The 23,044-nt window shown below is 70.1% G+C and carries 22 protein-coding genes; 7 read left to right on the forward strand and 15 right to left on the reverse strand.

Going from position 1 to position 23,044, the window contains the following annotated elements; genetic code table 11:
• Nucleotides 1-26: 26 nt before the first annotated feature.
• From lepB to ABD156_RS05070, 9 genes are all read right to left on the reverse strand, one after another.
• The gene (lepB, locus tag ABD156_RS05030) at nt 27-902 is read right to left on the reverse strand and encodes a signal peptidase I (RefSeq protein WP_344267194.1); all 876 of its coding nucleotides are present in this window, start codon (nt 900-902) and stop codon (nt 27-29) included.
• A gap of 29 nt (nt 903-931) precedes the next feature.
• On the reverse strand, nt 932-1,357 hold the full coding sequence (locus tag ABD156_RS05035; RefSeq protein ID WP_344267196.1) for a hypothetical protein: 426 nt from the start codon (nt 1,355-1,357) through the stop codon (nt 932-934).
• A gap of 127 nt (nt 1,358-1,484) precedes the next feature.
• Nucleotides 1,485-1,883, reverse strand: coding sequence for a metal-sulfur cluster assembly factor (locus ABD156_RS05040; RefSeq protein WP_344267198.1), 399 nt, complete (start codon nt 1,881-1,883; stop codon nt 1,485-1,487).
• Nucleotides 1,880-2,329, reverse strand: a complete 450-nt coding sequence (gene sufU / locus ABD156_RS05045; protein ID WP_344267200.1) for a Fe-S cluster assembly sulfur transfer protein SufU — start codon at nt 2,327-2,329, stop codon at nt 1,880-1,882. The genes ABD156_RS05040 and sufU overlap by 4 nt, the downstream gene beginning before the upstream one ends.
• Nucleotides 2,326-3,627, reverse strand: a complete 1,302-nt coding sequence (locus ABD156_RS05050) for a cysteine desulfurase (protein WP_344267202.1) — start codon at nt 3,625-3,627, stop codon at nt 2,326-2,328. The genes sufU and ABD156_RS05050 overlap by 4 nt, the downstream gene beginning before the upstream one ends.
• Nucleotides 3,628-3,676: 49 nt before the next feature.
• Nucleotides 3,677-4,447 (reverse strand): Fe-S cluster assembly ATPase SufC, encoded by a 771-nt coding sequence (sufC, locus tag ABD156_RS05055; RefSeq protein WP_344267204.1) that lies wholly within the window; start codon nt 4,445-4,447, stop codon nt 3,677-3,679.
• Nucleotides 4,448-4,485: 38 nt separating this feature from the next.
• Complete coding sequence (sufD, locus tag ABD156_RS05060; RefSeq protein WP_344267206.1) at nt 4,486-5,673, reverse strand: Fe-S cluster assembly protein SufD; 1,188 nt, start codon at nt 5,671-5,673, stop codon at nt 4,486-4,488.
• Nucleotides 5,674-7,122: a Fe-S cluster assembly protein SufB gene (sufB, locus tag ABD156_RS05065; protein WP_344267208.1), complete on the reverse strand. Its 1,449-nt coding sequence runs from the start codon at nt 7,120-7,122 to the stop codon at nt 5,674-5,676. It abuts the gene before it with no gap.
• Nucleotides 7,119-7,979, reverse strand: coding sequence for a helix-turn-helix transcriptional regulator (locus tag ABD156_RS05070; RefSeq protein ID WP_377928143.1), 861 nt, complete (start codon nt 7,977-7,979; stop codon nt 7,119-7,121). The genes sufB and ABD156_RS05070 overlap by 4 nt, the downstream gene beginning before the upstream one ends.
• A gap of 421 nt (nt 7,980-8,400) precedes the next feature.
• Between ABD156_RS05070 and mptB the strand changes: the two genes are divergently transcribed.
• The 5 genes from mptB (at nt 8,401) to ABD156_RS05095 (ending at nt 13,912) form a co-directional block, all read left to right on the forward strand.
• Nucleotides 8,401-10,032 carry a polyprenol phosphomannose-dependent alpha 1,6 mannosyltransferase MptB gene (gene mptB, locus ABD156_RS05075; protein WP_344268471.1) on the forward strand — a complete coding sequence of 544 codons (1,632 nt, stop codon included), beginning with the start codon at nt 8,401-8,403 and terminating at the stop codon, nt 10,030-10,032.
• Between the two features lie 6 nt (nt 10,033-10,038).
• Nucleotides 10,039-10,965 carry an ABC transporter ATP-binding protein gene (locus ABD156_RS05080; RefSeq protein ID WP_009075909.1) on the forward strand — a complete coding sequence of 309 codons (927 nt, stop codon included), beginning with the start codon at nt 10,039-10,041 and terminating at the stop codon, nt 10,963-10,965.
• Nucleotides 10,962-11,750 carry an ABC transporter permease gene (locus ABD156_RS05085; RefSeq protein WP_344267213.1) on the forward strand — a complete coding sequence of 263 codons (789 nt, stop codon included), beginning with the start codon at nt 10,962-10,964 and terminating at the stop codon, nt 11,748-11,750. Before ABD156_RS05080 ends, ABD156_RS05085 begins: the two co-directional genes overlap by 4 nt.
• A 150-nt stretch (nt 11,751-11,900) precedes the next feature.
• Entirely contained in the window at nt 11,901-12,872 is a 972-nt protein-coding gene (locus tag ABD156_RS05090) for a COX15/CtaA family protein (RefSeq protein ID WP_344267215.1), read from the forward strand.
• A 104-nt stretch (nt 12,873-12,976) separates the two neighbouring features.
• The gene (locus ABD156_RS05095) at nt 12,977-13,912 is read left to right on the forward strand and encodes an acyl-CoA desaturase (protein WP_344267217.1); all 936 of its coding nucleotides are present in this window, start codon (nt 12,977-12,979) and stop codon (nt 13,910-13,912) included.
• A 79-nt stretch (nt 13,913-13,991) separates the two neighbouring features.
• Here ABD156_RS05095 and ABD156_RS05100 read toward each other — a convergent pair whose 3' ends face one another.
• On the reverse strand, nt 13,992-14,855 hold the full coding sequence (locus tag ABD156_RS05100; protein ID WP_344267219.1) for an ATP-grasp domain-containing protein: 864 nt from the start codon (nt 14,853-14,855) through the stop codon (nt 13,992-13,994).
• A complete protein-coding gene (locus tag ABD156_RS05105) occupies nt 14,852-15,169 on the reverse strand; it encodes a hypothetical protein (protein ID WP_344267221.1) in 318 nt (105 codons plus the stop codon). Before ABD156_RS05105 ends, ABD156_RS05100 begins: the two co-directional genes overlap by 4 nt.
• A 92-nt stretch (nt 15,170-15,261) precedes the next feature.
• On the opposite strand from ABD156_RS05105, the gene ABD156_RS05110 reads away from it, so the two are divergent.
• Nucleotides 15,262-16,233, forward strand: a complete 972-nt coding sequence (locus tag ABD156_RS05110) for a quinone oxidoreductase family protein (protein WP_344267223.1) — start codon at nt 15,262-15,264, stop codon at nt 16,231-16,233.
• A 189-nt stretch (nt 16,234-16,422) separates the two neighbouring features.
• Here the strand turns inward: ABD156_RS05110 and ABD156_RS05115 are convergent, their stop codons facing one another.
• From ABD156_RS05115 to ABD156_RS05130, 4 genes are all read right to left on the reverse strand, one after another.
• Nucleotides 16,423-16,815: a hypothetical protein gene (locus tag ABD156_RS05115; protein ID WP_344267225.1), complete on the reverse strand. Its 393-nt coding sequence runs from the start codon at nt 16,813-16,815 to the stop codon at nt 16,423-16,425.
• Nucleotides 16,793-17,080, reverse strand: coding sequence for a cold-shock protein (locus ABD156_RS05120; protein WP_344267227.1), 288 nt, complete (start codon nt 17,078-17,080; stop codon nt 16,793-16,795). Before ABD156_RS05120 ends, ABD156_RS05115 begins: the two co-directional genes overlap by 23 nt.
• 90 nt (nt 17,081-17,170) lie before the next feature.
• Nucleotides 17,171-19,420: a HelD family protein gene (locus ABD156_RS05125; RefSeq protein ID WP_344267229.1), complete on the reverse strand. Its 2,250-nt coding sequence runs from the start codon at nt 19,418-19,420 to the stop codon at nt 17,171-17,173.
• Between the two features lie 98 nt (nt 19,421-19,518).
• Nucleotides 19,519-20,499, reverse strand: coding sequence for a heme o synthase (locus ABD156_RS05130; RefSeq protein ID WP_344267231.1), 981 nt, complete (start codon nt 20,497-20,499; stop codon nt 19,519-19,521).
• A 428-nt stretch (nt 20,500-20,927) separates the two neighbouring features.
• Here ABD156_RS05130 and tkt point away from each other — a divergent pair, with 428 nt between their 5' ends.
• Nucleotides 20,928-23,027 (forward strand): transketolase, encoded by a 2,100-nt coding sequence (gene tkt, locus ABD156_RS05135; RefSeq protein WP_344267233.1) that lies wholly within the window; start codon nt 20,928-20,930, stop codon nt 23,025-23,027.
• Nucleotides 23,028-23,044: the final 17 nt, after the last annotated feature.

The following is a 23,044-nucleotide window of genomic DNA, read 5'->3' on the forward strand; positions in this document are numbered from 1 at the left end:
GATCATCGGAACAGTTCGGACAATTGTTACCCGCCCGGCTGCCAGCCCGGCCCGGCAGCTTCCCGGCGCCGTTTCCTGCCCCGGCGCACGCCCGTCACCACCGCGCCCAGGAACCCGATCAGGAACGCTCCCGCTCCCGCCCCGAGGAACACCCGCCCCAGGAACGGTCCCTGATCCACCTCAGGCGCACCCGGCAACCCCGCGGCGGTGAACGCCGTCGTCGGCGGCAGCGTGCGCACCCACCACCGGTTCGCCCCGGTGGCCACGACCACCCCGTACACCTCGGACACCGGCACCGAGCCGTTCATCCCGCTGACCACCTCCATCCGCGAGTCCCGGCCGCGGTCGCGGCGGTCCTCGGCGAGGAAGACCGCGGCCTTCTCGACGACCACATGGAACAGGGGTCCGTCGCCGCTCGCGTAGGACTCGTCGACGGATTTGCCGTTCACCACGATCCGGCGCTTCTCGTCGCAGCAGCGCACATCGTCTCCGCCCACGCCGATCACCCGTCCCAGCAAGGTGAACGCCCGGTCGCTCTGCTGCGCGGGCATGCGCGCCAGCACTACGTCGCCGCGGTGGTAGGCCTGCCCGTCCTGCTTGCCGATGACGATCGTCGTCCCGGCGGACACGGCGGGAGCCATCACGTTGTCCGGCACTCTCACCGCGCGGTAGCCGAACATCGTCACCAGCCCGTACCCGCATCCGGCCACCCCGGCCAGCGCGACCACGACGAACAGCGCCAGCAGCGCCGAAAACCGGCGCGGGGCGCGGGAAACCGGCGGCGGAGCCGGAAAACCGTCGATCACCTCGCGAGCATCGGCGAGCGCCGCGGATCCGTTACGCGGCTCCGGATCGTCCGGGCGGATTGTGCCGCTCTGTCCATCATGGACGGCCGAAATCATCCGTCGCCGTATAGGTCGTTATACGGACTTCACCCCCTGAGGATCGAATTGAGCGGCCGTCCGCCGTCGCCGTAAGCGGGCATCGGGCCGGGACTCACCGTGAACGCGACCGTCCCGGCCAGCGCCACCACCACCGTCAGCCCGCCCAGCAGCGAGCCGGTGCGGGCCAGGTCGCCGCCAGGCTGTTTCGCTCCTCCGAGCCGCCCCAGCACTACCGCCAGCACGCCGGCCAGCAGCGCCGCGAACCACAGCGCGCCCAGCACCAGGACGAACACCTCGGCCACGAGCGGGTAGACGCCGCTCACGAGGAGCCGGGGCCGGACCAGCAGCCAGGCCAGCCAGGTGAGCACCGCGAGCGAGAGACTCACCGCGGCCACGGACACCGCTCCCACGGCCAGGCCGCGGCTGGGTCTTTCTTCGGGAGAGGACACGGATTCGGAATCGGGTTCGGTCATTGACCAGTAGTAGCACCCGACCCCGACAGAATCCGGCGTTCCGCCCGGCAGCGCCCGAACGCACCAATCCGGGATACGCCGAAGGCCGCCCCCGGCGAGCCGGGAGCGGCCTTCGAAAGAGCGAACCTCAGACAGTGAACCCGAGCGCCCGCAACTGCTCGCGGCCGTCGTCGGTGATCTTCTCCGGGCCCCACGGCGGCATCCAGACCCAGTTGATCCGGAAGTCGTCCACGAGGCCGCCGGACGTCAGCGCCGCCGACGTCTGGTCCTCGATCACGTCGGTCAGCGGGCAGGCCGCCGACGTGAGCGTCATGTCGATCGTCGCGGTGTTGTCGGTCTCGACCCGGATGTCGTAGACGAGGCCGAGGTCGACGACGTTGATCCCGAGTTCGGGGTCGACGACGTCGCGCATCGCTTCCTCGATGTCCTCGATCTTGGCGATGTCGGCGGGGACGGCGGCGGTCTGCTCGGGCAGGTCCGCGGCGGTGCGCCCCTCGCGCGGGTCGGTGGCCGTCTCTTCGCTCATGCCTTCTCAGCTCCTGTGGTGGTACTGGAAACGGCGTCCTTGAACGCCATCCAGCCGAGCAGGGCGCACTTCACGCGCGCCGGGTACTTCGCGACGCCGGCGAACGCGACGCCGTCCTCCAGTACGTCCTCGTCCGGTTCGACCTTGCCCCTGCCCTGCATCAGTTCGACGAACGCGTCCATGGTCGTGAACGCCTCGTCGACCGTGTGCCCGACGACCAGGTCGGTCAGCACCGACGCGGACGCCTGGCTGATCGAGCAGCCCTGGCCGTCGTAGGACACGTCCTCGACTTTGCCGTCGCTGACCTTCACCCGCAAGGTGATCTCGTCGCCGCAGGTCGGGTTGACCTGGAACGACTCCGCGTCGAACGGATCGCGCAGGCCGCGCCCGTGCGGGTTCTTGTAGTGGTCCAGGATGATCTCCTGGTACATGCTCTCCAGGTTCACTGGTCCACCCCGAAGAACTTCTGCGCTTCGCGGATCCCGGCGACCAGAGCGTCCACTTCGGACAGCGTGTTGTACAGGTAGAAACTCGCCCGCACGGTCGCGGGCACCGAACAAGCCCGGTGCAGCGGCCACGCGCAGTGGTGTCCCACCCGCACCGCGATGCCGAGGCTGTCGAGCACCTGGCCCGCGTCGTGCGGGTGCACGCCGTCGATCACGAACGCGACGGTCGCGCCGCGGTCCTCCAGGTCGGTCGGCCCGACGATGCGCACGCCCGGGATCGCGCCGATGCCCGCGATCGCGGCCGCGGCCAGCTCGTGCTCGTGCGCCGCGATCCGGTCCATCCCGACCGCGGACAGGTAGTCCACCGCCGCGCCGAGGCCGATCGCCTGCGACGTCATCGGCACCCCGGCCTCGAACCGCTGCGGCGGCGCGGCGAACGTGGTGCGCTCCATCGTGACCAGCTCGATCATCGAGCCGCCGGTCAGGAACGGCGGCATCGCCGACAGCAGCTCGGTCCGGCCGTACAGCACGCCGATCCCGGACGGGCCCAGCATCTTGTGCCCGGAGAACACCGCGAAATCGACGTCGAGGGAGTGGAAATCGACCGCGAAGTGCGGCACCGACTGGCAGGCGTCGAGGACGGTCAGCGCGCCGACCTCCTTCGCCTTGGCCACCAGCTTGGCCACCGGGTTGACCGTGCCGAGCACGTTGGACTGGTGCGCGAACGCGACCACCTTCGTGCGCGGCGTGATCACACTGTCCATATCGGACAGATCGAGGCGGCCTTCGGCGGTGACCTTGAACCACTTCAGCGTCGCCCCGGTGCGCTGGCACAGCTGCTGCCACGGCACCAGGTTCGCGTGGTGCTCCATCTCGGTGATGACGATTTCGTCGCCTTCGCCGATCCGGAACCGTTCAGCCTCCGGACCGGCGGTGGCGGCGTTGCTCATCGCGTACGCCACGAGGTTGATGCCCTCGGTCGCGTTCTTGGTGAACACCAGCTCTTCCGGGTCCGCGCCGACGAATTCCGCGGTCTTGGCGCGCGCGGATTCGTAGGCGTCGGTGGCCTCTTCGGACAGCTGGTGGGCACCGCGGTGCACGGCCGAGTTCGACGTGAACACGTACCGCCGTTCCGCGTCGAGCACCTGCACCGGCCGTTGCGAGGTCGCTCCGGAGTCCAGGTACACCAAGGGTTTCCCGTCGCGCACGGTGCGCGTCAGGATCGGGAAGTCGGCACGCAGTGCCGCCACGTCAAGGGGAACAGAGTTGGTCGGGCTGTTCGAAGCCGTGGTGGTCATCGAGCCAACTCCTCTCTCTCGGTGTCGTCGGGAACGGGGCGCGGAAACGTCAGGCCTTGGCGGGCTCGGGAGAGCCGACGTACTTGACGTAGCCGTTCTCCTCCAGCTCGTCGGCCAGTTCGCGGCCGCCGGACTCGACGATGCGGCCGTCGGCGAAGACGTGCACGAAGTCCGGGGTGATGTGCCGCAGGATGCGGGTGTAGTGCGTGATCAGCATGACACCGACCTCGTTGCCCGCCTTGTACTCGTTGACGCCCTCGGACACGACGCGCAGCGCGTCGACGTCCAGGCCGGAGTCGGTCTCGTCGAGGATGGCGAACTTCGGCTTGAGCAGCGCCAGCTGCAGGATCTCGTGGCGCTTCTTCTCGCCGCCGGAGAAGCCCTCGTTCACCGAGCGCTCGGCGAATTCCTGGGAGATGCCGAGCTTGCCCATCTCCTCCTTGACCTCCTTGACCCAGTGGCGCAGCTTGGGAGCCTCGCCCCGGACCGCGGTGGCCGCGGTGCGCAGGAAGTTCGACATCGAGACGCCGGGCACCTCGACCGGGTACTGCATGGCGAGAAAAATGCCCGCTCGACTGCGTTCATCCACGCTCATCTCGAGCACGTTCTCGCCGTCCAGCAGCACCTCGCCGGAGGTCACCGTGTACTTCGGGTGGCCGGCGATCGCGTAGGACAGGGTGGACTTGCCGGAGCCGTTCGGGCCCATGATCGCGTGCGTCTCGCCGGACCGGATGGTCAGGTTGACGCCCTTGAGGATCTCCTTGGCGCCCTCGTCGGTGGTCACCGACGCGTGCAGGTCCTTGATTTCCAGGGTAGCCATCTGCTGTTTCCTAAAGAGTCTGAAGTGGACGGACGGGCTCAGGCGCCCACGGCTTCGAGTTCGGCCTCGATCGCGGCTTCGAGGCGCTCGCGCACCTCGGGCACGCCGATGCGGACCAGGATCTCGTGGAAGAACCCGCGCACGACCAGCCGCCGCGCGGCCTCCTCGCCGATCCCGCGCGACTGGAGGTAGAACAACTGCTCGTCGTCGAACCTTCCCGTGGCGCTCGCGTGGCCCGCGCCCTCGATCTCGCCGGTCTCGATCTCGAGGTTCGGCACCGAGTCGGCGCGCGCGCCGGGGGTGAGCACGAGGTTGCGGTTCAGCTCGTAGGTGTCGGTGGCCTCGGCGGCCGCCCGGATCAGCACGTCGCCGATCCACACCGCGTGCGCGCCTTCGCCCTGCAGCGCGCCCTTGTACATCACGCGCGACTTGCAGTTGGGCACCGCGTGGTCCACGAACAGCCGGTGCTCCTGGTGCTGGCCGGCGTCGGAGAAGTAGACGCCCAGCATGTCCACGTCGCCGCCGCGGTCGGCGAACGTCGCCGTCGGCGAAATGCGGACCAGGTCGCCGCCGAGGGTGACCACGGTGTGGTTGAGCGTCGCGTCGCGGCCCAGCCGCAGGTGCTGCTCGGACACGTGCACCGCGTCGTCGGCCCAGTCCTGGACGCTGACCACGGTGATCTTGGCCGAATCGCCGATGACGAACTCGACGTTGTCCGCGTAGGTGCCGGAGCCGACGTGGTCGAGCACGATGACGGCCTCGGCGAACGCCTCGGCGCGCACCTGCAGGTGGCCGTAGGCGACCTTGCCCTCGCCCGGGCCGTGGATGCGCAGCACCGACGGCTTCGACGCCTGGGTCTCCTTCGGCACGGTGACGATCGTGGCCTTGGCGAAGGACGAGTACGCCTGCGCCGCGATGCGGTCGCTCGGCACGCCCGCTTCGCCGAGGCGAGCGTCGTCGCGGCCGACGGTCTCGATCTTCAGCTCCGGCGCGGCCTCGGTCTCCAGCGTGATCTCGCCGGAGGCGACGGCGGAACCGTCGTGCAGGCCGCGCAGGCGCTTCATCGGAGTGAAGCGCCAGTTTTCCTCACGCCCGCCGGGGACCTCGAAGGCCTCGACGTCGTACGAGGTGAACCGCTCCGCGCGGGAGGCCGCCGGAATGACGGCCCCCTCGCGAAGGGCTTCAGAAACATTGCTGTCCGAGGCCACGGACTGTGTTGACTCCATTTAGCCGACGGACCCTTCCATCTGCAGCTCGATCAGGCGGTTCAGCTCGAGCGCGTACTCCATCGGCAGCTCGCGCGCGATGGGCTCGACGAACCCGCGCACGATCATCGCCATCGCCTCGGCCTCGTCGAGGCCGCGCGACATCAGGTAGAACAGCTGCTCTTCGCTGACCTTGGACACGGTGGCCTCGTGGCCCATGGACACCTCGTCGTTGCGGATGTCCACGTACGGGTACGTGTCCGACCGCGAGATGGTGTCCACCAGCAGGGCGTCGCAGACCACACTGGAGCGCGAGTGGTGCGCCCGCTTCGCGACCTTGACCAGGCCGCGGTAGGAGGTCCGGCCGCCGCCGCGCGCGACCGACTTCGACACGATCGTCGAGGACGTGTGCGGCGCGAGGTGCTCCATCTTGGCCCCGGCGTCCTGGTGCTGGCCCTCGCCCGCGAACGCGACCGAGAGGACCTCGCCCTTGGCGTGCTCGCCCATGAGGAAGACCGACGGGTACTTCATGGTCACCTTGGAGCCGATGTTGCCGTCGATCCACTCCATGGTCGCGCCCTCTTCGCACTTGGCGCGCTTGGTGACCAGGTTGTAGACGTTGTTCGACCAGTTCTGGATCGTCGTGTAGCGGCAGCGGCCGCCCTTCTTCACGATGATCTCGACGACCGCGGAGTGCAGCGAGTCCGACTGGTAGATCGGGGCGGTGCAGCCCTCGACGTAGTGGACGTAGGCGTCCTCGTCGACGATGATCAGCGTCCGCTCGAACTGGCCCATGTTCTCGGTGTTGATCCGGAAGTAGGCCTGCAGCGGGATCTCGACGTGCACGCCCTTCGGCACGTAGATGAACGAGCCGCCGGACCACACCGCGGTGTTCAGCGCGGAGAACTTGTTGTCGCCCGCCGGGATCACGGAGCCGAAGTACTCCTCGAAGATCTCCGGGTGCTCCTTGAGCGCGCTGTCGGTGTCCAGGAAGAGGACGCCCTGCTCCTCCAGGTCCTCGCGGATCTGGTGGTAGACGACCTCGGACTCGTACTGCGCGGCGACGCCGGCCACGAGGCGCTGCTTCTCCGCCTCGGGGATGCCCAGCTTGTCGTAGGTGTTCTTGATGTCCTCGGGCAGGTCTTCCCAGCTGGTCGCCTGCTTCTCGGTGGACCGCACGAAGTACTTGATGTTGTCGAAGTCGATCCCCGAGAGGTCGGCGCCCCAGTTCGGCATCGGCTTGAGGTCGAACAGCTTGAGCGCCTTCAATCGGGCGTCGCGCATCCACTCGGGCTCGGACTTCTTGCCGGAGATGTCGAGGACGACGTCCTCGTTCAGGCCGCGGCGGGCGCTGGCGCCCGCCTCGTCGGAGTCCGCCCAGCCGAAGGCGTAGTTGCCAAGGGACGCGATGGTCTCTTCCTGGCTCAACGGCTCGGTGGTGGGAGTGCGCTGCTCGGCAGCGGCAGTCATGCGGGTTTCCCTCCATTCGGGATCCGTGGTGCGTGCCCTTCGGGCGGCGCGGCCGCGTCTCCGGGCGTCGTGCGGTCCGGCTCGGGATGGGCCGGGATACCCGCCGGTCCGGCGGGTACGTGTGTGGTGCACGCGTTGTCTCCGCGCGCGATGGTCGCCAGCCGCTGGACGTGGGTGCCCAGCAGCTTCGCGAACGCTTCCGTTTCGGCCTCGCACAGCTGCGGGAATTCCGCGGCGACGTGCGCGACCGGGCAGTGGTGCTGGCACAGCTGCGCGCCTACGTGCGCGGCCGGGGCTTCCGCTCCGACCGTGCCGACCTGGCGGGTCGAGGCAGCGTAGCCCTCCCTGCTCAGCGCGGTGGCGAGGGCCTCGGCGCGCTCGACCGGATCAGCCGATCCGGTGATCGCCTGCCGGTGCGGCCCGACGAGCCCTTCGACCCGGCGCTCGGCGAACGCGCGCACCGCGTCCGGGCCGGCGTGCTCGGCGAGGAAGCGGATGGCCGAGACCGCGAGGTCGTCGTAGGCGTGCCCGAACCGGGCGCGGCCCGCCTCGGTGAGCAGGAACAGCTTGGCCGGACGGCCGCGTCCGCGCGGGCCCTTGCGGGGGGCGTCGCGGGTCTCGGCCTCGCCGTCGGCCTGCAGCGCGTCGAGGTGGCGGCGGATCGCCGTCGGACTGATGCCGAGCTGCTCCGCGACCACCACGGCGGTCATCGGGCCCTGCTCCAGCAGCAGCCGGGCGACCTCGTGCCGGGTGCGGCCCTCGGCCACGTTCACCGCGCTGACCTGCACGGGAACGCCGACAGCCGCGGCGCGCGGCTGCTCGCCGCGCCCCTCGCCGGTGGTCCCGTTCTTTTTCACAACACAAGTGTGTCTTATTTCCGGCCAGCGGGCAAAGGCGGGGTGTCGGGCAGTGACCCGACTCACCTCCGGACGCACCCCGCCGCCGCAGCCCCCGCCCCAGGTCCGTGAGGGGAACCCTGAGGGACTCTGATTCCCTCAGGGTTCCCCTCACGGACGACCGACTCCCCCGAGCCGGTATGGCTCGGCTGCGCTCATGGCGCCGGCTTGAGCCCTGGGCAGGGGGACTCGGATTTCTTCTAGGAGTCCTTCACGGACCGTCGGGGGCAATCCCGGAGCCGGGGACCGAACGGCTCGATGCTCCGTCCGAACCGGAGTCGATACGCTTCCGGGCGTGGCAGTCGGCGAACACCCGGACCAGCGGGCACCGGAACCGGACTTATCCGGCGAACCGGGCGGCGCTGACGGTGCCGACGGCGCCGTGGCCGCTCCCCCGGCCCCCGAAGCCGCGCCGTCGCCGGTCGGCCCGCGCCGCACCGATCCGCTGAACGCCGCCGAGACCCGCGGCCTCGACGCGGTCCGCCGCTTCGGCACGGTCGGCTCGTTGTTCCTCGCGCTCGGCTCGCTCGGGGCCGGGGCCGCGCCGGTGATCAACCCGGTGCAGGACCTGCCGGTGCTGCGGCTGTTCATCCGGATCCCGACGGTCTCGCTCGCGATCGCCTTCTCCGGCATGGGCATCCTGGTGCTGAGCTGGCTCCTGCTCGCCCGGTTCGCCCGTCCGGCGAGCGCGCGGCTGGCCACCAGCGGGCAGCTCGCCCGCACCGTCGCCATGTGGGTCGCGCCGCTGCTGCTGATCCCGCCGCTGTTCTCCCGCGACGTCTACAGCTACCTCGCGCAGAGCGAGATCGTGCACCGCGGCATGGACCCCTACCAGCTGGGCCCGGCGCAGGCGCTCGGCGTCGCGGACCCGCTCACCGCGGGCGTCACCAACATCTGGCGCGAGACCCCCGCCCCGTACGGCCCGCTGCTGCTGCGCCTCGGCGGCTGGCTGGCCCCGGTCGGCGGCAACAACATCGTCGTCGGCGTGCTGCTGCAGCGCGGCCTCGCGATGGTCGGCGTGCTGCTGATCGTGTGGGCGGTGCCGCGGCTCGCCCGGCGGTTCGGCGTGCAGCCGGCCACCGCGCTGTGGCTCGGCGCGGCGAACCCGTTGCTGATCTTCCATTTCGTCGCGGGCGCGCACAACGATTCGCTGGCCATCGGGCTCATGGTGGCCGGGCTGGAGATCGGCATCCGGCGGCTGCCGGTGCGGGTGAAGGGCGACAGTCCGCCGCCCTTGGCGAAGGGCGAACTGCTTTTCATCGCGCTCGGCGTCGTCATCATCACGATCGGCGCCACGGTGAAAATCCCGGCGGTGCTGGCGTTGCCGTTCCTCTCGGTGATGGTCGCGCGCAGATGGCACGGACGGCTGAAAGACCTGGTGTGGGCGGGCGCGCCGATGGCGCTGCTGTTCGGCGTGGTGCTCACCGCGATCTGCGTCGGCACCGGGCTGGGCTTCGGCTGGATCGGCGCGACGGCGAGCACGCCGGGGCTGGTGCGGTCGTTCATCTCCCCCACCGCGGAGATCGCGAACCTCAGCGGCGTCCTCGGCATCACGCTCGGGCTCGGCAACCACACCGACGCGCTGGTGCCGATCCTCGGCACGCTCGGCAACGTGATCACCGCGGCCGTCACGATCAAATTCCTGTGGGCCAGCTTCAAATGGCGCTACCGGCCGATCATCGGGCTCGGCGTTTCGCTGGGCGCGGCGATGATCCTGCAGATCAACCTGCAGCCGTGGTACCTGCTGTGGGCGGTGATCCCGCTCGCCGCGGCGGCCGGGACGTCGAGGTTCCGGGTGGTCGCCACGGTCATCAGCGCCGGATTGCCGTTCCTGCTCCCGCCCACCGGCGGCACCTTCGACGGCCGCTCGTACATCCTGCCGTGGGCCTACGGCGCGGCCGCTCTGGTGACCCTCGGCGGGCTCGCGATCGTGTACCGGGTTTCGCCGCTGCTGTTGTCCAGGACACCTCCGGCGTCCCCAGCACCGCGCGCGCCCGCCGACGTCGTATCGTGAACCGTTGTGGACAACCCCGCCGTCGAGATCTCCGGCTTGGCGAAAAGCTACGGCTCCACCACCGCGGTCGACGGCATCGACCTGCGCATGGAGCGTGGTTCCCTGCTGGCCCTGCTCGGGCCGAACGGCGCCGGAAAAACGACCACTGTCGAGATTTGCGAGGGTTTCCGCAGACCTGACGCGGGCCGGGTGCGCGTGCTCGGCCTCGACCCCGTCGCGGACAGCTCCCGGCTCCGCCCGCGCGTCGGCATCATGCCGCAAGGCGGCGGCGCGTACCCGGGCGTGCGCGCGGAGGAAATGCTGCGGCTAGTGGCTTCCTGCGCGGCGAACCCGCACGATCCGGCGTGGCTGCTCGACGTGCTCGGCCTGGCCGGCGCCAAGCGGACGCCGTTCAAACGGCTCTCCGGCGGGCAGCAGCAACGGCTTTCCCTGGCGTGCGCGCTGGTCGGCCGCCCGGAACTGGTGTTCCTGGACGAGCCCACCGCGGGCATGGACCCGCAGGCGCGGCGGCTGGTGTGGGACCTGCTCGCGGCGCTGCGCGCGGACGGCGTGAGCGTCCTGCTCACCACCCACCTCATGGAGGAAGCGGAAACGCTGGCCGACCAGGTGGTGATCGTGGACCACGGCAAGGTCGTCGTCGAAGGCACGCCGCATTCGCTGACGCTGGAGGCGGGCGAGGCGGCGCAGTTGCGGTTCCGCGCCCGCACGAAGCTCGACACGACGCTGCTCGCGGCCGCGCTGCCGGAGGGGTACCGGGTCAGCGAAACCGCGCCCGGTTCGTACCTGGTGGAAGGCGCGGTCGACCCGCAGGTGGTCTCCGCCGTCACCGCCTGGTGCGCGCAACAGGGCGTACTGCCCGAACAACTGCAAGTCGGACGGCGGACGCTCGAAGAAGTGTTCCTCGAACTCACCGGACGGGAGCTGCGCGCATGAGTTCTCCGTTCCCCGCAGGCACTTTCGCCCCCGCGCCCGGCCGCGGTTCGCTCGGCAAGATGCTGCGCACGCACGCACGCGTCGAAGCCGCGCTGACCCTGCGGCACGGCGAGCAGCTGCTGCTCACCCTGATCATCCCGCTCGCGCTGCTGATCGGCCTGAGCTCGCTGGACATCCTGCCCGCGAGCCAGCTCGGCTCAGCGTCCAAAGTGGACTGGATGACACCGAGGATCCTCGCGCTGGCGGTCATGTCGTCGGCCTTCACCGGCCAGGCGATCGCCCTCGGCTTCGACCGCCGCTACGGCGTCCTGAAGCGGCTTTCGGCGACGGCGCTGCCGCGCTGGCTGCTCGTGGCCGGACGGGTCGTGGCCGCGCTGGTCGTGGTGGCCCTGCAGTCCGTGGTGCTCGGCGTGGTGGCGGCTTTCCTCGGCTGGTCGCCGTCGGCCGCCGGGATCGGTTCGGCGGTCGTGCTGCTGCTGCTGGGAACGCTCGCTTTCGGCGCGCTGGGCGTGCTGCTGGGCGGCGCGTTGCGCGCGGAAGCCGTGCTGGCGCTGGCGAACATCGTGTGGTTCGTGCTGCTGCTCGCGGGCGGGATCCTGCTGGCTCCGCCGGCGTTGCCGTCCGGGGTCGGGGTGATCGTTTCGCTGCTGCCCTCGGGCGCGCTGGCGGAAGGCATGCGCGCGGCGCTGGTGGACGGCCAGTTCCCGGTGGGACCGGCGGCGGTGCTGGTGGTGTGGGCCGCGGCGGCCGGAGTGCTGGCGACGCGCACTACGAAACTCACCTGAATCCCACCCCCGATTTCCGGATCGCCGCGCCGGAAATCGCGCGCCGAATGTGACGGCCGCCGCACCCGATTCCTTGCGCGCGCTGGCAAATCCGTGCCGGACAATACCGCCGCGTGAAGGCGGGAAAACGCGCGCGAGTATTCTTTCCGCGTGTCCCTTCGCAGTTTGATCGCCCGCCTGCCGTATCCGTCCGCCGCGGTCCAGCGCGGGGTCGGGATCGCCGCGGTGGTCGCGCAGGCAGGCATCGGCGTCACCGGTTCCGTGGTGCGGGTGACCGGGTCCGGGCTGGGATGCCCGACCTGGCCGCAGTGCGTCGCGGGCAGCCTGGTGCCGGTGCGGCACCCCGGCATCGACGCGGTCACGCAGTGGATCGAGTTCTCGAACCGGATGCTGACCGGCGTCGTGATCGTGGTGGCCGCGCTGGCCGTGCTCACCGCGTGGCGGATCCAGGTCGACCACCCGGAGCGCAAACGGCTGGTGAAGCTCGCCTGGACGATGCCCGGCGGCGTCGTGCTGCAGGCGGTCATCGGCGGGCTGACCGTGCTGGCGAAACTGGAATGGTGGACGGTCGCGATCCACTTCCTGGCGTCCACGCCGCTGGTGTGGCTGGCGGTGCTGCTGCTGAAGGCGTTCCGCGAAGGAGACGAACCCGCGCGCCCGCTGGTCCCGAAGCTGGGACGGCAGATGCTGGTGTTGCTGACGGTCCTGATGTGGGCGGTCCTGATCGCCGGCACGACGGTCACCGGAGCGGGCCCGCACGGCGGCGACGTCAACACGCATCGCCTCGACGCCCCGATCGAGCAGCTGGCCCGGGTCCACAGCGGCCTGTTGATCGCGTACCTCGTGGTGCTGGGGGTCTTCGGGCTCACGCTGATGCGCGTCGGTGCGCCGAAGAGCGTGTGGCAGCGGTATGCGTGGGTGTGGATTGTCGCGCTGCTGCAGGGGATTCTGGGAACGGTGCAGTACGCGCTGGGCGTGCCCGAGGCGATGGTGTCGTTCCACGTGCTGGGCTCGGCGCTCGTGATCGTGGTGACGGCGGTGCTGTGGACGGGGACTCGCGACCGCGGGCCGGTGACGTCGCTGGAGCCCGCGGAGAAGCGGGAACTCGCCACCGCGAACTGACGGTCATCCGGGCGTAACTGCGCGTCGGCCCGGCGGACAGGTCGGCGGCTTACCGTCATCGCCGTCCGGCTTTCCGAAAGCCCCGCAAAGCCCGAGGTGCCGCCATGCCGACCGCCCCTGCCCGCCCCGGCAAGCCCCTGCTCTCCGGCCGGCGCGGGACCGCCGAGATGATCGTGCTCAAGACGTTCCTGCTCGTGCCGTTCGCCGCGCTGATCGCCGCCGTGCCGCTGCTGTGGGGGTGGGGCATCGGCTGGACCGACCTGATCCTCGCGACTGTCTTCTACGTGCTCGCGACGCTCGGCGTGACCGTCGGGTACCACCGCTACTTCACCCACGGCGCCTTCAAAGCGAGCCGCCCGCTGCGGATCGCGCTCGCGATCGCGGGGAGCATGGCCGTGCAGGGGTCGGTGATTTTCTGGGTCGCGAGCCACCGCCGCCACCACGCGTTCTCCGACCGCGAGGGCGATCCGCATTCGCCGTGGCTCTTCGGCACCTCGCCCGCCGCGCTGCTGCGCGGGTTCTGGCACGCGCACATGGGCTGGATGTTCCAGCGCGAGGTCACCAACGCCGACCGCTTCGCGCCGGACCTCGTCAACGACCGCGACCTGCGCCTGGTGAACCGGTTCTTCTGGCTGTGGATCACCCTCAGCCTCGCCCTGCCCGCCGCGCTCGGCTGGGCGTTCAGCGGCACCTGGCAAGGCGCGCTGACGGCGTTCTTCTGGGCCGGCCTGGTGCGGATCGCGTTCCTGCACCACGTGACCTGGTCGGTGAACTCGGTGTGCCACCTGATCGGCGACCGCCCGTTCGCGAGCCGCGACCGCGCGGCGAACTTCTGGCCGCTGGCGCTGCTGTCCATGGGCGAGTCGTGGCACAACTCCCACCACGCCGACCCGACCTGCGCCCGGCACGGCGTACTGCGCGGACAGGTGGACGTCTCGGCCCGGGTGATCTGGGCGTTCGAGAGGTTCGGCTGGGCAAGCGACGTCCGCTGGCCCCGGGCAGAGCGGTTGGCGGCGAAGCGCGTCCAGCAACCTGGCTGACAGTCCGTGAAGGGCTCCTTGAGGGAATCTGATTCCCTCAAGGAGCCCTTCACGGACCTTCAAGCATTGCCGGGTGGGACTAGGCCAACTGCTGCCGCACCGCCGACGCGAACCGCAACGGCGCGCCCGCGTCCGCATGCCGGAAGCCCAGCGACGGCTCAGTCAACTCCAGCTCCAGCACCAGCGGCCGACCGTCGTCCCCGCGCACCAGATCCACCCGCGCGTACAAGAGCTCCGCCCGCAAAATGCCGAGCAGCCCGCAGGCGGCGTCCAGCGCGTCCTCCGCCACCGCACGCACCTCCGGAGCCGGAACAGCAGCCGCGAGCCGCTCTTCCCGGTACAGCCCGGAAGTGTCCATTGAGGAATCCAACGGAGCGAATTTCGTGAAGGCGTGCGAATAAACGCCGCCGAAGTAGGTCACCGCGATCTCGCCCTGAGTGTCCACACTGGACTGATACGGCTGAATCAAACCCGTGCGCCCGTCGTCGTGCAAAGCGCGCAGATGCTGCTCCGCGTCCGCACCGGCGGAGGAGAACCGGGCGGCGTCGCGGCCTCCCGCGCCCACCGAAGGCTTCACCACGAACGGTTTCTTCGGCCAGCGCGGCTTCTCCCCCGGCGGCACGATCTCGACCGGCACTGTCGGCACGCCCGCGTCGAGCAGTTCGCCCAGGTACGTCTTGTCGGTGTTCCACCGCACGACCGTCGCCGAGTTGCTCAGCCCCGGGACATCTTCGCACCAGCTGAGGAATTCCTCACGGCGCGAGGGGTAATCCCAGGCGGCACGCAACACCACGATGTCCGCCGAAGCGAAGTCAGCGGCCGAATCCCAGGCCGCCCAGCTCACGGTGAATCCGAGGTCCGCGAGCGCCGGCAGCACCGCGGCCTCGTCGCCGTCGCCCTCAGGCAGCGCGGCGCAGCCGACGAAAATCGCCGAGCGCGTCACCGGCCCGCTCGCGGCCCGGCCATCTTGCGCCGGTGCGCGGCACCGATCTTGACCGTCTTCACGGTTTCGCTGTCCCACTCGGCCGCCTCGAGGTCGTCGACCTGCTCGACCAGCGCGGCACCGGTCTCGACCCCGGCGACCAGCACGTCGCCCATCGCCCCGTCCGGGCCCACGAGCACGACCCGCGCGCCGGCCAGCCCGATGTTCTCGACCACCGCGCGCGACGGTTTGCCGTGCTTCGCCACGAAGCCGCGGGCGGAGGCCAGCTGGCGGGCGGTCGGCGCGGTCGGCGTGTTTTCGGTCTCCTCAGCCACGTCCGGAGCTTAACCCGAGACCCCCGCCCCCGCGGCCCGACCGTGTTCTCGGCCATAGTGGACGGCAGACGCGCACATCTCGAGGAGGAACCATGCCGACCGCAGTGCAGGTGACCCGGACCGGCGGCCCGGAAGTGCTGGAACTGGCCGAGATCGAGCCCGGTCCGCCCGGCGCGGGCGAACTGCTGGTCGACCTCGCCGCCGCGGGCGTGAACTACATCGACACCTATCAGCGCCAGGGCATCTACCCGATCGACCTGCCGTTCGTCCTCGGTTCCGAGGGCGCCGGGACGGTCGTGGAGACCGGCGAGGGCGTCACCGGATTCGCTCCCGGCGACCGCGTGACCTGGCAGGGCGTGCTCGGCAGCTACGCCCAGCGCGCGGTGGTCCCGGCCAGCGCCACGGTGAAGGTGCCCGAAGGCGTGTCCGACGAGACCGCCGCGGCCACGATGCTGCAGGGCCTGACCGCGCACTACCTGGTGCGCTCGACCTACGAAGTCAAGGCAGGCGACGACATCCTCGTCCACGCGGCGGCCGGCGGTGTCGGTTTGCTGCTGGTGCAGCTGGCGAAGGCGCGCGGCGCTCGAGTGCTGGCCACGGTGTCCACCGACGAGAAGGCCGAGCTGGCCCGTGGCGCGGGCGCGGACCACGTGATCCGCTACGACCGCGAGGACTTCGCCGCCGCGACCCGCGAGCTGACCAACGGAGAAGGCGTCGCCGTGGTCTACGACGGCGTCGGCAAGAGCACCATCGACGGCAGCCTCGCTAGCCTGAAAATCCGCGGCACGCTGGCGCTGTTCGGCGCGGCCAGCGGCCCGGTCCCGCCGATCGACCCGCAGCGGCTCAACTCCGGCGGCTCGCTCTTCCTGACCCGCCCGACGCTCGGCCACTACCTGCGCACCCGCGAGGAACTCGACTGGCGCGCCAGCGAACTCTTCGCCGCCGTGCAGGACGGTTCGCTGAACGTCCGCATCGGCGGCCGCTACCCGCTCGCCGACGCCCGCAAGGCCCACGAGGACCTGCAGGGACGCCGGACGACCGGGAAGCTGCTGCTGATCCCGTAAGCAGCGTGGCTCGGACGGGTGTGGCATCGGCGCCGGCGCTCATGCCACACCCTGAGCATCACCATCGGTAATCGATATCGAGTCGCGTCGACAGCCGCTGCTCGGGCGAGGCCTCCGGCCGGGGGCCGCAAGGCCCGCAGAGCATGAGGTAATGAAACGTGAACTTCAGGTTCGCGGTCCCGTTGTTCTTCACCTTGAAGACACACGACCCGTAAAGATCGTAGGGAGTGTTGTCGGATTTGTTTCCCTGCACCGTCGAATGCAAAAATAGTCGACCGGGATATTGCTGTGGGCATCGTGGTACGGCAGCTGCATATGCCCGGCAGTGCAGTTCATCGAGCTCACCGCGATCGCTTGGACAGCGGGCGAAATCCGGAAGGACCACGCCATCGGAACAGCTCTTCCGGGAAAAGTCACTGCCTGACCGGTGAACCGCCCGTTCGCGTCTGTCGCGTCGAACGTGGTGTTGTCCTGGGTGAAGGTGTGATAGTGGTCCGCACTCGCCTGCCCGGCCGCCAGCGCCAGCGCGGCGGCGACGACAGCACCGACGGCTACCGCCTCAGCGGCTTTCCTCCGGCCCATTCCCGCGCTCCTTCGTCGACTTGATCCACGACGCCCGCAGACGAAAATCGTCCTGCTCGGCGTGCTCGACGATCATGCGGACTTCGTCGCCCACATAGAGCTGGCGAAATCCGCTGCCGAGCACGCCCCAGCTCGCCGGATCGACAACCGAATAGTGCACCCAGACGGGATCGCTGAAACTGTCGGATTCGACAACTCCCCACCCGTTGTCCGTGTCCCATTGACTGACTCGGCCCACGTAGACCAGGCCATCTGAATACGCCATTTCGCGACCTCGCTCCTCAGCGACGGTATGCACTTGGCCGCGGCGTGGTCAACACTTTCCGTGAGGAACACCCGAAAGCGGACTCGGCGATTAACCAAGCCCGCCGAGCGCGGGCACCGCCGGACCAGTCCGCACCACGCCGAGCCGCTGCGTCGCCCGGGTCAGCGCCACGTACAGGTCGTTGAGCCCGCGCGCCGAGCCCGCCACGATCTCGTCCGGCGACACCAGCACGACCCCGTCGAACTCCAGCCCCTTTGACCGGTCGACCGTCAGCACGCTCAGCCGCTCGTCCTCGGGAAGCAGCTTCCGCACCTCGTCGACGCGACCGCCCGGCACCAGCACCGCCACGGTCCCACCGTCCACAGCGGACAGTTCGGCGGCCACCAGCGCGGGCAGTTCCCCGTCCAGCGAAGCGACTTCCACGCCCCACGGCGGCACCCCGGTCTCCCGCACCGACGCCGGCGCGGCCAGGTCCACGTCGAGTTCGGCGAGCACGCCCGCCGCGACTGCCATGATCTCCGCCGGGGTCCGGTAGTTCACCGTCAGCTGCTCCAGCCGCCAGCGGTCCGCGACGTACGGCGACAGCACCTCGTCCCAGGTCCGCGCTCCCCCGGCGGCCCCGGTCTGCGCGACGTCGCCGACCAGCGTCATCGACCGGTTCGGCGTGCGGCGCATCAGCAGCCGCCAGTCCATCGCGGACAGTTCCTGCGCCTCGTCGACGATCACGTGCCCGAACGTCCACGTCCGGTCCTGCGCGGCACGCTGCGCCGCGGTCAGCTCGCTGCGCGCCTGCTGGCGTTCGGCGAACATTTCCGCGTCCAGCACGTCGGACACCCGCAGGATCTCCTCGTCCTGGATTTCCTCGTCCTGCTCGAGAATGTCCAGCACGCCCTCGGCATACGCGCGCTCGACGCGTTCGCGGCGCTTCTCCGCAGCCTCTTCCTCGGAGTCGTCGGTGCCGAGCAGCTCGGCCAGTTCGTCGAGCAACGGCACGTCGGCGGGCGTCCACTTCGTGGTGCGGCCGCTCTCCAGGTGCTTCCGGTCCGCTTCGGACAGCAGGTCGCCCGCCGCCCGATCGAGGTGTTCGCGGTCGGCGAACAGGTCGTCGAGCAGGCCTCCCGGGGTGAGTTTCGGCCACAGCGAGTTCAGCGCGACGGCCACCGCGGGGCTCGAGGCCAGCTCGGCGCGGATGTCCTGGACGTCCTGCGCGTCCAGCAAATCCTCGCCCAGCGCGCGGGCGGCCTGCCGGGTGAGCGCGTCGAGGACGTCGGAGACGAACAGCCGCCGCGCGAGGTTGTGCGGCCGCCGCGAACGGCGTGCCCGGGTGCGGGCCTGCGCGCAGGTCTTCCGGTCGAGCTTGAGGATCTCGCGTTCGTGCTCGATCTCGATCACCGGATCGGGTACACCTTGCCGGTCGCGGACGGCCTTGGCGAGCACGTCGGCCATCACCAGCCGGCCCTTCACCTCGGCTGCTTCCGGGGACTCGACGCCGTCCGCGTCCAGGCCCGGCCACAGCTGCCCGATGGTCGACAGCAGCACGCCGGTCTCGCCGAGCGACGGCAGCACCTGGCCGATGTAGCGCAGGAAGGTCGAGTTCGGGCCGACGACGAGCACGCCGCGCGTGGTCAGCTGCTGGCGGTGCGTGTAGAGCAGATACGCCGCGCGGTGCAGCGCGACCGCGGTCTTCCCGGTGCCCGGCGCGCCCTGCACCACCATCACCCCGCCGAGCGGCGCGCGGATGATCCGGTCCTGCTCGGCCTGGATGGTGGCGACGATGTCGGCCATCTCACCGGTCCGGCGGCGCTCCAGCGCGGCCAGCAGCGCCGCTTCTCCGGCCAGCCCGAGATCCTGGCCCTGATCGGCGGCGGTCAGGTCGAGGATCTCGTCGTCGAACCCGGTGACGCGACGGCTCAGCGACCGCAGATGCCGGCGGCGGCGCACGCCGTCCGGCGAAGCGGCGGTGGCGAGGTAGAACGGCCGCGCGACCGGGGCGCGCCAGTCGATCAGCAGCGGCCGGTAGTCGTCGTCCTCGTCGAACAGGCCGAGCCGCCCGATGTAGGCGGTCTCCTCGGTGTCTTCGGAGGTGCTGCCCGGCACGAAGTCCAGCCGCCCGAAGCACAATCCCTGCTCGACCGACCCGAGCTGGGCGAGCCGGTCGGTGTGCAGGTTCGTGGCGGCTTCGCGTTCGGTCCGCGCCTGCGGCGTCCCGCCGGTCTGGCGCAGGGTCTCGTCCAGCCGGCGCTGGGTCTGGGTGCGTTCGGAGTCGAGCTTCGCGAACAGGGCGTCGGTGTAGGCCTGTTCGCGGCGCAGCTCGGCTTCGTAGGCCGGTTCCTCGGGCAAGGAAAGGTCCTGCTTTCAGGTCGGGATCGGGGCCGGAAGAGTGCAACCGGCGAGGATCCCGGGCCATTCCTGCCCGGCGCGAAACGGGGCGGAACGGATCAGAAAGGAAGGCCGAGGACCGGCAAGCCGATCGCCGAGTCGACCGCCAGCGCGACGAACACGATCATCAGGTACGTGTTCGACCGGTGGAACAGCGCCATCGGCTTGGTCTCCTCGCCGCGGTGCACGGCGGCCTGCAGCCGGTGCGCGTAGAAGAGGAACCAGCCGCCGGCGAGGATCGCGAACGTCGCGTACAGCCAGCTGGTGACCGGGAGCAGCAGCAGCGTCCAGGCGACCATCACCCACGAGTAGATGACGATCTGCCGGGCCACGTGCTCGGCGGTCGCGACGACCGGAAGCATCGGCACGCCCGCGCGCTCGTAGTCGTCGCGGTACTTCATGCCCAGCGCCCAGGTGTGCGGCGGGGTCCAGAAGAAGATCACGCCGAACATCACGAACGCAGGCCACTGCACGGTGCCGGTGACCGCGACCCAGCCGATCAGCACCGGCATGCAGCCCGCGGCCCCGCCCCAGACCACGTTCTGCGACGTCCGCCGCTTGAGGCCGAGGGTGTAGACGAAGATGTAGAACAGGATGGTCGCGATCGCGAGGACCGCCGCCAGCAGGTTCACCGTGAAGTACAGGACGGCGAACGAGGCGACGCCCAGCACGAGGCCGAAGATCAGCGCGTTGCGCCGCGGCACCGCGTCCTTCACCAGCGGACGCCGCTTGGTGCGGTTCATGACCTTGTCGATGTCGCTGTCGATCACGCAGTTGAGCGCGTTCGCGCTGCCCGCGGCCATCGTGCCGCCGATCAGCGTCGCGACCACCAGCCACGGGTTCGGCACCTCGCGCCCGGCGAGGAACATCGCGGGGATCGTGGTGACGAGGAGAAGCTCGATCACGCGCGGCTTCGCCAGCGCGGCGTACGCGCCGGCCACCTGGCGGAAGCTTCGCCGGGCCCCGCTCGGCCGTCCGCCGTCCGGGGGTACGGCGCTGGTGTCTTCACTGCGTCCGTGCGCAGCGTTCACCAACGACATTTCGCTCCCTGAGTCAGTCCTGGGCCGGGCGGCCCGGAAGAAACAGGTGGTGCTGTGTGAGAACTTCCGTGCCTGGCCCGCGATCGATGTTAGACGTGGCGGATGGGCTCGACGCCCGCGGGTCCGGGACACGCCCGGCGATGTCTCGTCCGTCACGTCGCCCCGCGAGTCGCGAAGGCCCGCGGCGGGTAGCCGGGGAAGGACAGGCGGGCAGGATCACCTCACCCGCAGGGTGCTCGCCCGCGCTCGCGCGCACGCGTACGCACTAGGGTGACAGCGTCGGGCCGCTCGCTCCGCCTGCACAGCGCCGTCAGCAGGAATATCGTCCCTTCGGGATCGATTGAGATAACTGAGGGCGCACACCGCAGCACCTGAGCGGCACGCACGGAATACAGCCACCACTTCACCGACGCAGGAGTTCGAGTTCAGTGTCCGAAACCTCTAGCAGCGAGACCAACCCCTTGCTCCGGCGCAATGTGCCGGCCGACTGGACCGAGACCGACACCCGCGCCGTAGACACCGCCCGCGTGCTGGCCGCGGACGCCGTCGAAAACTGCGGCAGCGGGCACCCGGGCACTGCGATGAGCCTGGCGCCGCTGGCGTACACGCTGTTCCAGCGCACGATGCGGCACGACCCGGCGGACCCGGAGTGGCCCGCCCGCGACCGGTTCGTCCTCTCCGCCGGCCACTCCAGCCTGACCCTCTACATCCAGCTGTACCTGGCCGGCTTCGGCCTCGAGCTGGAAGACCTCGAGCAGCTGCGCCGCTGGGGCTCCAAGACCCCGGGCCACCCGGAGTACCGGCACACCAAGGGCGTCGAGACCACCACCGGCCCGCTGGGCCAGGGCCTCGCGAACGGCGTCGGCATGGCGATGGCGGCGCGGCGCGAACGCGGCCTGCTGGACCCGGACGCCCCGGCCGGCGAGAGCATCTTCGACCACCACATCTACGTGATCGCCTCCGACGGCGACATCGAAGAGGGCGTCACCTCCGAGGCCTCGTCCATCGCGGGCCGCCAGGAGCTGGGCAACCTGATCGTCTTCTACGACGACAACAAGATCTCCATCGAGGACGACACCAACATCGCGCTGTCCGAGGACGTCGCGAAGCGGTACGAGGCCTACGGCTGGCACGTGCAGACCGTCGAGGGCGGCGAGGACGTCGTCGCGATCGAGGCGGCCATCAAGGCGGCGCAGGCCGAGACCCAGCGGCCGTCGTTCATCCAGCTGCGCACGATCATCGGCTACCCGGCCCCCACCAAGATGAACACCGGCAAGGCGCACGGCGCGGCGTTGGGCGCGGAAGAGGTCGCGGGCGTCAAGAAGGCGCTGGGCTTCGACCCGGAGAAGAACTTCGACGTCGACGACGCGGTTCTCGCGCACACCCGCCAGCTGGTCGAGCGCGGCGAGAAGGAGCGCGCCGAATGGCAGGAGCGCTTCGAGGCGTGGGCCGCGGCGAACCCGGAGCGCAAGAAGCTGGCCGACCGGCTGTCCACCCGCACGCTGCCCGAGGGCTTCGCGGACAACCTGCCGTCGTGGGAGCCCGACGCCAAGGGCATCGCCACCCGCAAGGCCTCCGGCGAGGTGCTGAACGCGCTGGCCGAGCCGCTGCCCGAGCTGTGGGGCGGTTCCGCTGACCTCGCGGAGAGCAACAACACCACCATGAAGGGCGCCGACTCGTTCGGCCCGGCCGCGGCCGGCACCGACATGTGGAAGACCAACCCGTACGGCCGCACGCTGCACTTCGGCATCCGCGAGCACGCGATGGGCTCGATCCTCAACGGCATCGCGCTGCACGGCGGCACCCGCCCGTACGGCGCGACCTTCCTCACCTTCTCCGACTACATGCGCCCGCCGGTCCGGCTCGCCGCGCTGATGAAGGCGCCGGTCATCTACGTGTGGACGCACGACTCGATCGGACTCGGCGAGGACGGCCCGACGCACCAGCCGATCGAGCAGGTCGCCGCGCTGCGCGCCATCCCGGGCCTCAACGTCGTCCGCCCGGCGGACGCCAACGAGACCGCGTACGCGTGGAAGGCCGTGCTGGAGGACGTGCACCACCCCTCCGGCTTCGCGCTGACCCGGCAGAACGTGCCGGTGCTGGAGGGCACGAACGCCGAGGGCGTGAAGAAGGGCGGCTACGTGCTGGCCGAGGCGTCCAACGGCACCCCGGAGGTCGTGCTGATCGCGACCGGTTCCGAGGTCCAGCTGGCCGTCGAGGCGCGCAAGACCCTCGAGGCCGACGGCGTCCCGACCAGCGTGGTCTCGATGCCGTGTGTCGAGTGGTTCGACGCGCAGGACCAGGACTACAAGGACGCCGTTCTGCCGCCGTCGGTCAAGGCCCGCGTTTCGGTCGAGGCCGGGATCGCGATGCCGTGGCAGCGCTTCACCGGCGACGCCGGCGAGAACGTTTCGATCGAGCACTACGGCGCCTCGGCCGACGCCGCGACGCTGTTCCGCGAGTTCGGCTTCACCGCCGAAGCCGTGGTCGACGCCGCCCGCCGCTCGATCGCCAACACCAAGAACTGAATTGAAGGGAGTGCACT

It is taken from the genome of Amycolatopsis albidoflavus, from assembly GCF_039525725.1.
Lineage (GTDB): Bacteria > Actinomycetota > Actinomycetes > Mycobacteriales > Pseudonocardiaceae > Amycolatopsis > Amycolatopsis albidoflava.

What these genes read in the sequence shown, in the direction of transcription:
- ABD156_RS05095 (WP_344267217.1), top strand. Translation starts at nt 12,977, where the DNA reads ATGCCGACCGCCCCTGCCCGCCCCGGCAAGCCCCTGCTCTCCGGCCGG.
- ABD156_RS05110 (WP_344267223.1), top strand. Translation starts at nt 15,262, where the DNA reads ATGCCGACCGCAGTGCAGGTGACCCGGACCGGCGGCCCGGAAGTGCTG.
- ABD156_RS05115 (WP_344267225.1), bottom strand. Translation starts at nt 16,815, where the DNA reads ATGGGCCGGAGGAAAGCCGCTGAGGCGGTAGCCGTCGGTGCTGTCGTC.
- ABD156_RS05130 (WP_344267231.1), bottom strand. Translation starts at nt 20,499, where the DNA reads ATGTCGTTGGTGAACGCTGCGCACGGACGCAGTGAAGACACCAGCGCC.
- lepB (WP_344267194.1), bottom strand. Translation starts at nt 902, where the DNA reads ATGATTTCGGCCGTCCATGATGGACAGAGCGGCACAATCCGCCCGGAC.
- ABD156_RS05050 (WP_344267202.1), bottom strand. Translation starts at nt 3,627, where the DNA reads ATGACCACCACGGCTTCGAACAGCCCGACCAACTCTGTTCCCCTTGAC.
- sufC (WP_344267204.1), bottom strand. Translation starts at nt 4,447, where the DNA reads ATGGCTACCCTGGAAATCAAGGACCTGCACGCGTCGGTGACCACCGAC.
- ABD156_RS05035 (WP_344267196.1), bottom strand. Translation starts at nt 1,357, where the DNA reads ATGACCGAACCCGATTCCGAATCCGTGTCCTCTCCCGAAGAAAGACCC.
- ABD156_RS05120 (WP_344267227.1), bottom strand. Translation starts at nt 17,080, where the DNA reads ATGGCGTATTCAGATGGCCTGGTCTACGTGGGCCGAGTCAGTCAATGG.
- ABD156_RS05085 (WP_344267213.1), top strand. Translation starts at nt 10,962, where the DNA reads ATGAGTTCTCCGTTCCCCGCAGGCACTTTCGCCCCCGCGCCCGGCCGC.
- sufB (WP_344267208.1), bottom strand. Translation starts at nt 7,122, where the DNA reads ATGACTGCCGCTGCCGAGCAGCGCACTCCCACCACCGAGCCGTTGAGC.
- sufD (WP_344267206.1), bottom strand. Translation starts at nt 5,673, where the DNA reads ATGGAGTCAACACAGTCCGTGGCCTCGGACAGCAATGTTTCTGAAGCC.
- ABD156_RS05040 (WP_344267198.1), bottom strand. Translation starts at nt 1,883, where the DNA reads ATGAGCGAAGAGACGGCCACCGACCCGCGCGAGGGGCGCACCGCCGCG.